The sequence below is a fragment of the Herbaspirillum lusitanum P6-12 genome, assembly GCF_000256565.1.
In the GTDB taxonomy this organism is placed as follows: domain Bacteria; phylum Pseudomonadota; class Gammaproteobacteria; order Burkholderiales; family Burkholderiaceae_D; genus Herbaspirillum; species Herbaspirillum lusitanum.
On sequence record NZ_AJHH01000547.1, the window covers coordinates 1 to 12,427 of the forward strand.

Genomic DNA, 12,427 nt, shown 5'->3' on the forward strand with positions numbered 1-12,427 from the left:
CCCCCGTCGGCGGGTTTTTGAGTGCATTCCGAAAGCACTCGACTCAGGCATCCGCGACCGTCAGCGCCAACTTCAGCGCCGGACTCTATGAATGGGAGTTGATGGTACGCGGCGAAGCTGCCGCAGGTAGAATGAGCCATGCTGCGCTCGCGAATGCACAACAAAAACTACAACAATTGTATGCGCAATATTCCGTCGCCCTGCCGGAAATCGCCCGGCTGCTTGCCAATCTCAGCGAACTGAATCGATTGCCGCAACAAGATCTCTATACGTCTGAACGCTTTAGGACGGATCTGGCGCATGCTCGCGCAGCAGTGGAGTCGCGCGTCGCCGTGCGCAGAAAAGGACCTCGCCCGCCACAGCAAAAAATTTGCGCCGTATGTAATCAATCTGTCGCGCAATGGCTGCCGCACCCCGATGCCGGCGGCGACCGGACATTCATGAGGCAAGTCGAAACAGTCGGCTCAACGCTTCAGAATTATTTATGTCCGAGTTGTGGCTGTAATGATCGAGACCGCCATCTTTGGCTGTATTTGACTCATACAAAAATTCTCGAAAACGCGGGCTCAAAACGCATTCTGCATATTGCACCGGAGGCGGCGCTCGAGCCATTGATATTCAGACTACATCCTCGTGAATATGTCACAGGAGATCTTTTCCCGAAAATTGCACACCATCGCAAAATCAATGCTGAACAACTGGATTTCCCCGACGGCTATTTCGATTTGATCATTTGCAACCATGTGCTTGAGCACGTGAGTCGGCCCGAAACGGCAATCGCTGAATTCAGCCGCTGCCTTGCGCCGGGCGGCCATTTGATTGCGCAGACGCCGTACTCTCCGGTGTTGTGCAAAACATTTGAACTAACCAAACCCATCTCGGAGGCGTTCGCCACGCAATATTTTGGACAAAACGATCATGTCAGATTATTTGGCGCTGACATTCTCGATTATTTCCGCAACTCAGGCCTGGCGGGAGATCTTTATCCCCATACGACAGTACTCGGAGAAATCGATGCAGACACATACGGCTGCAATGGGCGTGAGCCATTCTTTTTATTTGCAAAAGGGCCGGTACCAGTCTTCACGAATGAAGGAGCGGATAGGATTATCCGCAATGAACCTACAACGCCGACTTTACGCTGACTTACCTAACATGCTCTTCCAATAGTCATTCTGTTGAACCGATTGCATCAAGATCATGTTGTCTTGTATGAACTTAATATCTATGTTGATGGCCAAGTAATCCGCCATTAATTTTTCATCGCTTATAAATTTCGGCCAACTATTCGCGGAAAGAAACATACTGTTATATCCGGGAAGTGAGAAGACGAACTTAAAATCTTTTGTCAGAGATTCCGTCATCTCTTTTTGCACGTTCTTTTGCGTGTTTAGTGAATATATGCCATTTTCGTTTAGGCTATTTTTCAGAAGAGATGAAAATTTGCCGGAGGTAACAAACTCCGGGATATCCAGGCTCTCCGTCCATATGTCACAGCAGATGTAGTCGTATTTCTTGGCCGATCTTTTGATAAAGCTATTTGCATCTTCGTGAAATAGCTCTACGTTATTTGCATCGATATCAAAAAAATAACTGTGAGCGGCTTCGAACAGATCCCGATTGAGGTCAACTATATCAATCTGCGCATCAGGATACATATCGCGAACCGCCTGAATTGCAATGCCGGCACCCAATCCCAGGAATAAGGCATTACGAACGCCGCCAGGAATGCACAGCGCTCCGTACGATAAATTCTTGGTGAATACATGCACATGAAATTTGGGTTGATTCAGCTTTATCGCTCCTTGGACGCGATTGAAGGGAGGCCCAATAAAAAGCTGTCTTTGCGTGTCGCCATCGGCATCTGCTACTTCGATAATTTTAACGTTGGGTGACTCGAAAAGTATTGTCATGCTATTTTCTTCCAAAAACGAATGCAAATTAGGGCCGAACGGGCGGCATACTATCGGTATGCATGTAGTCTGAGGCTTGGATTCTGCTTCGCATCGGCAGAATAAAGCGAGAATTCCGGCTTAATCATGCGTCGCGAACCAAGCGCAAATACGGTATCATTTTTTCAGCCATTCATAAAAAGCAAAGCGACACGAACTGCTACTTTCTACTCTTTTACAAACACAATGCCATCCTCCCCACGCAATTATCCGACCGTCGATTACGATACCCATGCTCGGACCTGCGCTCCTGATGCTTTTTGGGCGCAGGTAAAACGCACCGTGCACGGCAAACCGGTACCGGACTCGCAGATCGAACTCATTGTCGCTGAAATAAAACGCCAGTTGGCCCTTTCGACTCAAGACAACCTGCTCGATCTCGCCTGCGGCAACGGAGCGTTGTCGCACCTCCTCATAGACTCGTGCGCAACCTTGGCCGGCATCGATATATCGGCATATCTGATCGATGTCGCGAAAAAGCATTTCGCGCAAGCACCGCGCGTCACATTTATCGAAAACGATGTGACAATGTATTTGAGCACCGAGCCAGCCCCGTTACGTTTTACGAAAGTACTTTGTTACGGCAGCTTTATGTACTTCCCGGACGATGTAGCACATGCGACGCTACGCCTCATCGGTGAACGCTTCAGCAACGTGCAATCGATCTTCATCGGCAACCTGCCGGATCGTGATCGTGTGAGCGCTTTTTATACACAACGAGATCCCATGCCCAATGAGCTTGACGATCCTCAGGCACAAATCGGCATCTGGCGGACCAAGGAAACGTTTTCTGCGATGGCGGCGACCGCAGGATGGAGGACTAGCTTTTCAAATATGGCAGATGAATTCTATTCCACTCACTACCGCTACGATGCACTGTTGCATCGCCGAGATATAACCGTCACGCGCTAGACGAGCAACTGCGAATTGGTCTGCAAGGCGTTCCGCACTGCTTGCGGATCATTCCACATCAGGACATCAAGAATGGACAAATGCGGTTCAAAGATGAAGCCACGGGTGTCATAAACCATCGGACTGAATTCCAGAAAGCGTAATTCAATACTGCGGTCTTCAAAGCTGCTGGGATTAAAAATATTACGACCGCCTGCAGGATTCACATACATATCGGCGCCCATCAGCGCACTGATATGCGGAGCCCAGTCCCCTGCCCCCATTTGTTCTGGCAAGGGAAACATTTGCTGCGATGCGATCGTATAGTTGAACGGCAACTCCAGATAATCGCAAACCGCTTTCAATCCACGGACATTCAAGCTCACCAAAGAGTCATCGCACGTGTCGGAGATTGCCGCAATAACCAATGCCTCCACTTGCGCAAAATAAGGCGCTCTTTTTCGATAGTGACTGAGTTTCCCCAACGTGCTGAGGCGAGAGTCGGCCATATTCGACACTCTTGCTTCATGCGTTTTTATCCTTATAGAGCTATTCGATAAGGCGACATTGACATAGTTGACTCCGCCGGAAGGATGCAATACACGATTACGGCTCATCCAGCTCTTCGGGGTATATTGAGTGATATCAAAAACCACCCACGCATCGGTATGCGAAATCAGCGCAAAATGCCCCAGATAAGGGAAGAAATAGGGTTGCATAATCCCTAGTTTCACCCCAGAGCCTCCACGACATTACGTACGCGATCAGCTTGTATATGTGCTTGCCGGATGATATCGGCAATCAATGCGACTTTATCGGCATCCGTCTTGGCGCCAATCGGCAGCTCCAGCAAACTTGCACATAAACTGTCAGCAATCGGCAACGCACCTACCGACACCGCATGCGTACCATGACGATACCATCCGGACGCTAGACGAGAACTGCTTTCAATGTTCTCGGCTCGCAATACCTTGCGTAAGGCCTGCGCACTTAATCCGAATTGAACCTCATCGATTGCCAACATCAGGCATTGCTGATTACTCCGGTCAACACCGACTGCTTTACGAATGGTCACACCCGGTATCCCCGACAAGGACGCCGCATAGCGTGCTGCCAACAATCCATTATTGGCAATATGAATCTCCAAATCGTCGAAACTCATTAAAGCAATCGCTGCCTGCGCTTCGGAAAAACGGCCATTGCTGGTTTTGACAACCGGCACCGGCCGGCCCATACCGTAGTTACTCCGGATATTACGAACATGCGCAGCCAGGTCATCATCGTTCGTCGCGATAAAAGCACCCTCGCCGCAACTCAGCACATGCGCCGACTGCAACGAAAATACCTCCAGCCGTCCTCGTCCGCCTAGGCTCACACCATCAGTCGAGGAACCAAAGGCTTGGGACGAGTCGAAATAAAGCGGAATATCGTAACGGTCGGCAAGCTCCTGCAATGCGCTTGCATCGGCCGCCCCGCCCCAGGCATTCACCGCCAAAATCGCATTGATGCCGCCCTTCTCCAGATGAATTTTCGCAGCCTCTGCGCTCAACATGCCGGTATCGGCATCAACATCGCAAAAAACCGGCTCTGCATCGGCCCAGGCAAGCGACTGGGCAGTGAAGATATCGCTAATCCCGGGTACCAGAACTTTTCCATGCAATCGCAGCGCCTGCGCTGCAAGACACAAAGCGATGGCCTCGTTTGTAATACACATCGCATGAGCGACGCTAAGATATTCAGCAAGGCGAGCTTCCAACCTTTGCGCCAACGGCCCGTGATTCGTGTAGTACTGTCGAGTGAAAATATCCCTGAATGCAATCTCATATCGAGACCATTCAGGAAAATATTCCTGTCCCGGACGCAATAGCTGCGGCATCGCAGGCGCCGCTCCAAATACGGCCAGATCCTTGCCAACATTGCGGATGGTGCTCATGCAAAACCTCGCTGTTTAATATCCTGTGCATGCTTCTGAATAAATGCGAGGAAATGCGCGATCTGCTCGACATCGGCTTCGCTGACAAAATAACCACAAGGCAGTAATAGGAATTTTTTCGCCAGTCGCTCGGTCTGTGCCAGATCGCCCCACAACATGGGATATCCGGTCGACTTTAAATGCAATGGAGGTGAATAATAAGGACGGCATAGCATATTTTCCGCATTGAGCAGACTAATCGTCGCCTCCCTGGTCAATGGCCAATCGTCGAGCAACTCCACCAGGATATTTTTAAAACCGCAACGCTCGCTTTCGTCAAACTCACGTAGCTTAATCCCCGGCACCGTCGCCAAACAACGTTGATAAGCACGATAACGCTGGAGATTCGCCGCCATTTGTTCATCAACATCATCAAGGCAAGCCAATGCCATTGACGCATGCATTTCATTTTGCTGCACACCCAGTGCGCATACCTCATCGGGGATGCCATCCGCTCCGACGCCAAAATCACGCATCGTGCGCAGACGCTCTGCCAGCACGTCGTCGTTCGTGGTGACGTAGCCGCCTTCGAAGGCATTGAATAATTTGCTCGACTGCATGGAAAAACATTCGGCCCGCGCGCAAGATCCGATCTTCCTTCCCTTGTAAGACTCGTATACAGACTCCACTGCATCTATCAACAATGGAATGCCCGTACGTTCAGACAAAGCTTCCAAACCATCAATGTCACAACAGTTGACTATGGGGTGCACGCCCAAAATCAAGGCGGTATTTTCGTTAATGCAAGTTGCCGCCGTTTCCCCTGTAATGCACAACAGATCGGGATCAACTTCGCAGAAATGCGGCGTCAATCCGGCCCAGGCGACAATATCGGCGAGACGACGATAGGTTAGCGACGGCATCACGACTTCCGTGCGCCCCGGCAACGCCAAGCACTTCATCGCCAGCACCAATCCCCAAAATCCACCGCAAAATGAGACGCAGTGACGCGCTTCATGAAACTCAGCAAGACGCCGCTCCATCAGCGTTTCCACCGGCCCATGCCCGGTACTGGTTTGCGCATCGAAGAATTTACGAGAATATTTAAGAAACGACTCAATGTCCGGCCGCACCAGATTTGAAACGGATTTAATCTGCTCAAATAACGGCTTTCCGCCGCCTAAAGCCAGATCGTTCAGCTCTACTTTTATTGCCATGACTCAGTTACCCCGTATTAGCATCATTTCTCGTTATTACTACTTGATCGACGTGATCTTAAGCGAGGAGCCGGTAACATCCAGATGCTTGGTCGGCTGAGTAGAAAAAGCAGCCTGCTTGGGAGAAGCCTCGACGGCACCCGGCCAACTCAATCCGAATTCGTTGACGTCCTTCATTTCGGTAAGATCGGTATTTTCGAAGAGCAGGACGTCGCCGACCAGCTTATCTTCATAGTATTCGCCTTCGAACAAGCCGGGAAACCGCAAGAGTGAAAGCACCAGCTTTTCGACCGCCTGGGGTCCCAGATAATAGGCTTCGCCGGAGGCCCATGGACGCAATACCGGACGACCATAGACACGCCTGTTCAAATCTTGGTCATGACACAAGCCCCAATGCAGACAACGATCATGCGAAAGGCTGGCCGAAGGTACTCCGACGTAGGTGTTTTCATCGATGAACTGCGCGAGGCGCTGACGCAATTTCTCCCCGTCTTGCAAGACCATTTCGTCATCAACTTTCATGATGCCGACATTGTTTCCGATATTTTCATATGCCCAGGTGAAGGCAGCCGCAACCTTTTGAGGACGCGACTCATATCTGTCGGACGCATCCACTTGCAATGCACGGACATGTCCAATTGATGGCGCATCAGATCCACTGACGATCATATATTCGATATTCGCCTGATCGAATTGCGCCGCCAATTTCAAGGCTTGCACTTCATTTTTCTTGCTTGCAATAATCAGCGTCAGTTTTTTAATCCCCGACGTTTTTTTCACCAGTTCTTTGTAGTCGCCAAGAATCTCGTTGTTATAGGGTGCTGTCGAGATTGCCGATTTCAAATACCTCACCGACATGCTGTGATTGCCGCGCGCATGTTCGACCTGAAAACGTTTGTAGTCCAACGACCATTTATAAGCCGATGGTATATGCAAGAAATCGGCTTCAAGTCTGTCGCATTCTTTTAAAATGCTATCCCAAGTTAGCGGTGCAATCGGCAACTGCAGAAGGGTAGTGGCTCGTTGGTTGAAATTCATTTTTTATCCAATCCGATTCTGACGATGTCTGTGGTGAAACTCATCTCATAAATATAGTCGCGAGCGCGAACGGTTCTGCCTGGAAGATCATGCAAGAGGAAAAAAGCAGCGTTCATCATCCCAAAGGAATCTTCATACATCTCCTTCAAAAATCGCTTCCGTTTCGATTTATTGCTGCCAATCCTGCGTTTATTCTATGTTGCTGATACAGTGGCCGAATTTTACGCACGAAGGATGCATGAGTAAGTTGCCATCTTAAAGGCAAGACAAGCAGTCAAAGGGACGATAACATGCCGATTTAACCCTCAACTTCGCATTTGGACAAGGTCCCGCCGAAGCCTGAGCACAGATTGCCGGTGTTTTTCTGATCGGCCAAAAGAGGAAAACCCCACGCTTGCACCTCTGCAAGCCAAGAAGTATATAAATAAATCAACAAAAAGACGTCCAAAAAGCAGGGTTTTCTCCCCTTGTCTCTTGATGTTTCATTGGCATACTTTCAATGAGAGAATCGCTGAATCAGCTTGGATAATTGCTCGCTGCAGTGGAACATATGCTGCAAAGCGAATAGCAGTGTGACCTTGAACCGGGATGATAATCGACACACGATCAGTGCCGCCCCGTCAAGAACAGCAAACAGAGGTCCGATCCCGAATGCCTCAGGCGCGCCAAAGCTAATATCCATTAGGTTACTGACCAGCGATTCACCTGTTGCGACAGCTTCTGCTCCAGTCACAACGCATTGATTCATCCTAGGCATCAAACACTAGGGACGTCGCAGGAGAGACGATTGGATCAACCGCCCGCAAACAATCCGTAACCGAAAATGACTTTAACGTTTCGAAAGCCGACTTCAATAATGAACCGAATTCGTATTATCAACCTGGACGATGCCGTAGCCAGAAGGTCGATTTTTGCAGAGCAAAATCAGCATCTCGATTATGAATTCGTCAATGCCATCAGGGGGGCATCTGTGGATGCGCAGGTATTGTCGGATCCCAATCTTTTTGGAACCGGCCTGCAATATACCAAAGGGGCATACGGATGTGCACTTTCCCATTTAACAGCCTGGTTTGATGCGATAGATAGCAACGAAGTCATCACGATCGCTGAAGACGATGCCATCTTTAGGTACGATTTCCAATTAATGCATCAGCATCTACTGAACAATCTGCCGCAAGATTGGGATATCGTAATGTGGGGCTGGAATTTTGATTCAATCCTGTCATTGAATGCCATGCCTGATGTTTCATCAACCGTCCTTTTTTTCGATCAGAATCAACTGCGGAATAAAACCTACGAATTTCAACTATCCAAGCAAGCCCCGGTCCTACTGCCTCTGGACAAATGCTTCGGCACGCCGGCATATAGCATTAGCCCCAAAGGCGCTGAAAAATTTGTCAAAGGATGCTTCCCGCTGGAACATTTTCATTTATATTTCCCCGGTATCAACAGGGAGCTTCCCAATAACGGCATTGATATAGCGATGAACAGGATTTACGCATCCACAAATTCATACGCCTGCTTCCCGCCACTGGTCGTTACAAAAAACGAGCACGAGATTTCAAGCGTCCAGACTAATCGATAGAACTCATTTGTTATTTTCCTTGGCAAGCCCCGGGTGTATACTTTCGGCCCCATTTCTGCGTTCGTGAAATCAGCCCTCCGTAGCCCCGTGCTACACTTTTCGCCTTATTTTTCGAACGCCAATCATGAACATCGTCATCCTCGCCGCCGGCATGGGCAAGCGCATGCAGTCAGCGCTTCCGAAAGTCCTCCACCCTATCGCCGGCAAACCGCTGCTGCGCCATGTCGTCGATACCGCCAAGGTACTGGCGCCGACGAAACTGTGCGTGGTCTATGGCCACGGCGGCGACGCCGTTCCTTCCAGCTTTGCTGACAATACGCTGTCATTCGCGCTGCAGGAGCCCCAGCTCGGCACCGGCCACGCGGTGGCGCAGGCGCTGCCCTTCATCGACGATAACGCGCCCACGCTGGTGCTGTACGGCGACGTTCCGCTGACCACGCCCGCCACGCTGCAACGACTGCTGGCCGCCGCCGGCGAGGACAAGCTGGCGGTGCTGACAATCACCGTGGCGGACCCGACCGGCTATGGCCGCATCGTGCGCGAAGACGGCAAGATCACCCGCATCGTGGAGCAAAAGGACGCCAGCGAAGCCGAACGCGCCATCAGTGAAATCAACACCGGCATCATCGCCGCTCCCACCGCCCGGCTGCGCGCCTGGCTGGCAGCGCTGTCCAACGACAATGCGCAGGGCGAGTACTACCTCACCGACGTCATCGCTGCGGCGGTTGCCGACGGCGTCGAAGTCGTCTCGGCCAACCCCGTCGATATCACGGAGACGCTCGGCGTCAACAGCAAGGTGCAACTGGCCGAGCTCGAACGCGCCTACCAGCGCCGCGTCGCCAATACGTTGCTGGAACAGGGTGTCACGCTGCTCGACCCGGCCCGGCTGGACGTGCGCGGCACGCTCTCCTGCGGCCGCGACGTCAGCATCGACGTCAATTGCATCTTTGAAGGCAAGGTCGAGATCGAAGACGGCGCCAGCATCGGCGCCAACTGCGTCGTCAAGGACGCGCGCATCGGCAAGGGCGCTCAGATCAAACCGTTCTCGCACATCGACGGCGCCGTGGTCGGGGCAGCCGCCCAGGTCGGCCCATACGCGCGCTTGCGTCCAGGCGCCGAACTCGGCGAAGAAGTGCACATCGGCAATTTCGTGGAAGTGAAGAAGAGCCGCATCGCCGCGCGCAGCAAGGCCAACCATCTGGCCTACATCGGCGACGCAGTGATCGGCTCGGGCGTCAACGTGGGTGCAGGCGTGATCACCTGCAATTACGACGGCGTGAACAAATTCGAAACGGTCATCGAAGACGACGCCTTCATCGGCAGCGACAGCCAGCTGGTCGCCCCGGTGCGTGTCGGCAAAGGCGCCACCATCGGCGCCGGCACCACGCTGACCAAGGATGCGCCGGCGGGCCAGCTGACGCTGTCGCGCGCCAAGCAACTGTCGCTGCCGGGCTGGACGCGTCCGGTCAAGGTCAAGAAGTAATCAGAGACGCACGTCGCCCGGACCGCTCCGAACCTGTTCAGACTGCGATCCGGGTTTCGAACTTGCTGCGATGAATTGAGAAATAGCTGCGCACATTGCGCACGTTCTGATGTGTGGCAAACAGGCGATGCGCCAGCGCGTGATAGGCCGGCATGTCCGCCACCTGCACCATCAGCACGAAATCCGGCCCCGGCGACACGCGGTAGCACTGCAGCACCGCCGGCTCCGCCGCGACAATCCCCTCGAACTCCACCTGCCGCTCGTCGCCCTGCTGGTCCAGCGTGATTTCCACGATGGCAGTCAGCGCCGGACCGAGTTTTTCCGGCGCCAGGATGGCGACCTGACGTGTAATCACCCCCGCTTCGACCAGGCGCTTGACCCGGCGCAGACAAGTCGGCGGCGAGGCATGCACATGCTCGGCCAGCTGGAAATTGGTTTGCGCAGCGTCTTCCTGCAAGGCGTTGAGAATGCGCCGGTCCAATTCATCGAGATTGATCTTCATATTAATAAATTTATCAATTAATTTGAAATATTATTTCACATTGAATATTGGAAGCAATAATAATCCAAATTAATTAAAATTTAGAAATCTTATTTCAATACCGCTAGCCTAAGATGACGCCATCCACTTATTTTAGAAAGTCACCCCCATGTGCGGTATCGTCGGCGCAGTTGCGCAACAAGATGTCACCCCGGTTTTGCTCGAAGGCCTCAAGCGTCTCGAATACCGCGGCTATGATTCCTGCGGCGTGGCCGTACACATGGACGGCAAACTGCAGCGCTCGCGCAGCACCGCGCGTGTCGCCGAGTTGCAAAAGCAGGTCGCCGAAACCCGCTTGGCCGGCTTCACCGGCATCGCCCACACACGCTGGGCCACGCACGGCGCACCGGCTACGCACAACGCCCACCCGCATTTCTCGCGCGACCGCATCGCGCTGGTCCACAACGGCATCATCGAGAACTACGAAGAACTGCGCCAAGAGCTGCAAGGCGTCGGCTACGTCTTCGAAAGCCAGACCGACACCGAAGTCATCGCCCACCTGGTCGATCACATGTATACCGGCGACTTGTTCGAGACCGTGCAGCAAGCCGTGCGCCGCCTCACCGGCGCCTACGCCATCGCCGTGTTCTGCGTCGACGAACCGCACCGCGTGGTCGCCGCGCGCCAGGGTTCGCCGCTGATCGTCGGCGTCGAGCGTCGCGCGCGAAGTCAAGACCGTGCAAGCCTTCACCAGCGCGGTCGAGCTCGGCCCCTATCAGCACTACATGCAGAAGGAAATATTCGAACAACCGCGCGCCATTGCCGACACCCTCGAAGGCGTCAGCGGCATCATGCCGGAACTGTTCGGCGACGGCGCCCACAAGGTGTTCAAGAGCGTCGACTCCATCCTGATCCTGGCCTGCGGCACCAGTTATTATTCCGGCCTGACCGCCAAATACTGGCTCGAGTCGATCGCCAAAATTCCGGTCAACGTCGAGATCGCCAGCGAATACCGCTACCGCGACAGCGTGCCGAATCCGAATTCGCTGGTGGTCACGATTTCACAAAGCGGCGAAACCGCCGACACCCTCGCCGCGCTCAAGCACGCACGCGCACTGGGCATGCCGCACACGCTGACCATCTGCAACGTCGCCACCAGCGCCATGGTGCGTGAATCGCAGCTGGCCTACATCACGCGCGCCGGCGTCGAAGTCGGCGTCGCCTCGACCAAGGCCTTCACCACGCAACTGGCCGCGCTGTTTCTGTTGACGCTGGCGCTGGCGCAAACACGCGGCCTGCTCAGCGACGAGCAGGAAGCCGAACATCTCAAGGCCATGCGCCACCTGCCGGCCGCGCTACAAAGCGTGCTGGCGCTGGAGCCGAACATCGCCGCCTGGGCCGAAGCCTTCGCCCGCAAGGAAAATGCCCTCTTCCTCGGCCGCGGCCTGCACTACCCGATTGCCCTCGAAGGCGCCTTGAAGCTCAAGGAAATCACCTACATCCACGCCGAAGCCTACGCCGCCGGCGAACTCAAGCACGGCCCGCTGGCGCTGGTGACGGAAGAAATGCCGGTGGTCACGGTCGCGCCGAACGACGCGCTGATCGAAAAACTGAAGTCCAACATGCAGGAAGTGCGCGCACGCGGCGGCCAGCTATACGTCTTCGCCGACGCCGGCTCCAGCATCGCCTCCAGCGAAGGCGTCCACGTCATCCGTTTGCCGGAACATTACGGCTTGCTCTCGCCGATCCTGCACGTGGTGCCGCTGCAATTGCTGGCGTATCACACGGCGCTGGCGCGCGGGACAGATGTGGACAAGCCGCGGAATCTGGCCAAGTCGGTGACGGTGGAGTAAGGACGGCAATCACTA

Annotated in this window: 10 protein-coding genes and 1 pseudogene; 5 read left to right on the plus strand and 6 right to left on the minus strand. The window is 53.4% G+C overall.

Annotated features, from left to right (window positions below):
• Positions 1–1,145 (plus strand): class I SAM-dependent methyltransferase (locus HLUSI_RS31830; protein ID WP_083830986.1); only part of this gene is annotated, 1,145 nt, incomplete at its 5' end.
• Here the strand turns inward: HLUSI_RS31830 and HLUSI_RS0118115 are convergent.
• The gene (locus tag HLUSI_RS0118115) at positions 1,137–1,913 is read right to left on the minus strand and encodes a spermidine synthase (RefSeq protein WP_016835295.1); all 777 of its coding nucleotides are present in this window, start codon (positions 1,911–1,913) and stop codon (positions 1,137–1,139) included. The two genes, HLUSI_RS31830 and HLUSI_RS0118115, sit on opposite strands and share 9 nt — an antisense overlap.
• Before the next feature lie 126 nt (positions 1,914–2,039).
• Between HLUSI_RS0118115 and HLUSI_RS0118120 the strand changes: the two genes are divergently transcribed.
• A complete protein-coding gene (locus HLUSI_RS0118120) occupies positions 2,040–2,864 on the plus strand; it encodes a class I SAM-dependent methyltransferase (protein WP_083830987.1) in 825 nt (274 codons plus the stop codon).
• On the opposite strand, the gene HLUSI_RS0118125 is transcribed toward HLUSI_RS0118120, so the two are convergent.
• Genes HLUSI_RS0118125 through HLUSI_RS29425 form a run of 4 tightly spaced genes read right to left on the minus strand, consistent with a single transcriptional unit; the run spans position 2,861 to position 7,010 of the window.
• Complete coding sequence (locus tag HLUSI_RS0118125) at positions 2,861–3,577, minus strand: WbqC family protein (RefSeq protein ID WP_202946940.1); 717 nt, start codon at positions 3,575–3,577, stop codon at positions 2,861–2,863. The genes HLUSI_RS0118120 and HLUSI_RS0118125 overlap by 4 nt on opposite strands.
• Positions 3,574–4,776 carry a DegT/DnrJ/EryC1/StrS family aminotransferase gene (locus HLUSI_RS29420; RefSeq protein WP_016835298.1) on the minus strand — a complete coding sequence of 401 codons (1,203 nt, stop codon included), beginning with the start codon at positions 4,774–4,776 and terminating at the stop codon, positions 3,574–3,576. Before HLUSI_RS29420 ends, HLUSI_RS0118125 begins: the two co-directional genes overlap by 4 nt.
• The gene (locus tag HLUSI_RS0118135; protein WP_016835299.1) at positions 4,773–5,972 is read right to left on the minus strand and encodes a DegT/DnrJ/EryC1/StrS family aminotransferase; all 1,200 of its coding nucleotides are present in this window, start codon (positions 5,970–5,972) and stop codon (positions 4,773–4,775) included. The genes HLUSI_RS29420 and HLUSI_RS0118135 overlap by 4 nt, the downstream gene beginning before the upstream one ends.
• 39 nt (positions 5,973–6,011) lie before the next feature.
• Positions 6,012–7,010 carry a hypothetical protein gene (locus HLUSI_RS29425; RefSeq protein ID WP_157137910.1) on the minus strand — a complete coding sequence of 333 codons (999 nt, stop codon included), beginning with the start codon at positions 7,008–7,010 and terminating at the stop codon, positions 6,012–6,014.
• 856 nt (positions 7,011–7,866) lie between these two features.
• On the opposite strand from HLUSI_RS29425, the gene HLUSI_RS0118150 reads away from it, so the two are divergent.
• Together HLUSI_RS0118150 and glmU are read left to right on the plus strand one after the other, a co-directional pair.
• The gene (locus tag HLUSI_RS0118150; RefSeq protein WP_016835302.1) at positions 7,867–8,595 is read left to right on the plus strand and encodes a glycosyltransferase family 25 protein; all 729 of its coding nucleotides are present in this window, start codon (positions 7,867–7,869) and stop codon (positions 8,593–8,595) included.
• Between the two features lie 124 nt (positions 8,596–8,719).
• Positions 8,720–10,078: a bifunctional UDP-N-acetylglucosamine diphosphorylase/glucosamine-1-phosphate N-acetyltransferase GlmU gene (gene glmU / locus HLUSI_RS0118155; RefSeq protein WP_016835304.1), complete on the plus strand. Its 1,359-nt coding sequence runs from the start codon at positions 8,720–8,722 to the stop codon at positions 10,076–10,078.
• Between the two features lie 37 nt (positions 10,079–10,115).
• Here glmU and HLUSI_RS0118160 read toward each other — a convergent pair whose 3' ends face one another.
• The gene (locus HLUSI_RS0118160; protein ID WP_016835306.1) at positions 10,116–10,580 is read right to left on the minus strand and encodes an Lrp/AsnC family transcriptional regulator; all 465 of its coding nucleotides are present in this window, start codon (positions 10,578–10,580) and stop codon (positions 10,116–10,118) included.
• 148 nt (positions 10,581–10,728) lie between these two features.
• On the opposite strand from HLUSI_RS0118160, the pseudogene glmS reads away from it, so the two are divergent.
• Positions 10,729–12,412: pseudogene (gene glmS / locus HLUSI_RS29430) on the plus strand (glutamine--fructose-6-phosphate transaminase (isomerizing)).
• The last annotated feature ends 15 nt before the right edge of the window (positions 12,413–12,427 follow it).

What these genes read in the sequence shown, in the direction of transcription:
- HLUSI_RS0118160 (WP_016835306.1), bottom strand. Translation starts at nt 10,580, where the DNA reads ATGAAGATCAATCTCGATGAATTGGACCGGCGCATTCTCAACGCCTTG.
- HLUSI_RS29425 (WP_157137910.1), bottom strand. Translation starts at nt 7,010, where the DNA reads ATGAATTTCAACCAACGAGCCACTACCCTTCTGCAGTTGCCGATTGCA.
- glmU (WP_016835304.1), top strand. Translation starts at nt 8,720, where the DNA reads ATGAACATCGTCATCCTCGCCGCCGGCATGGGCAAGCGCATGCAGTCA.
- HLUSI_RS29420 (WP_016835298.1), bottom strand. Translation starts at nt 4,776, where the DNA reads ATGAGCACCATCCGCAATGTTGGCAAGGATCTGGCCGTATTTGGAGCG.
- HLUSI_RS0118135 (WP_016835299.1), bottom strand. Translation starts at nt 5,972, where the DNA reads ATGGCAATAAAAGTAGAGCTGAACGATCTGGCTTTAGGCGGCGGAAAG.
- HLUSI_RS0118115 (WP_016835295.1), bottom strand. Translation starts at nt 1,913, where the DNA reads ATGACAATACTTTTCGAGTCACCCAACGTTAAAATTATCGAAGTAGCA.
- HLUSI_RS0118120 (WP_083830987.1), top strand. Translation starts at nt 2,040, where the DNA reads ATGCGTCGCGAACCAAGCGCAAATACGGTATCATTTTTTCAGCCATTC.
- HLUSI_RS0118150 (WP_016835302.1), top strand. Translation starts at nt 7,867, where the DNA reads ATGAACCGAATTCGTATTATCAACCTGGACGATGCCGTAGCCAGAAGG.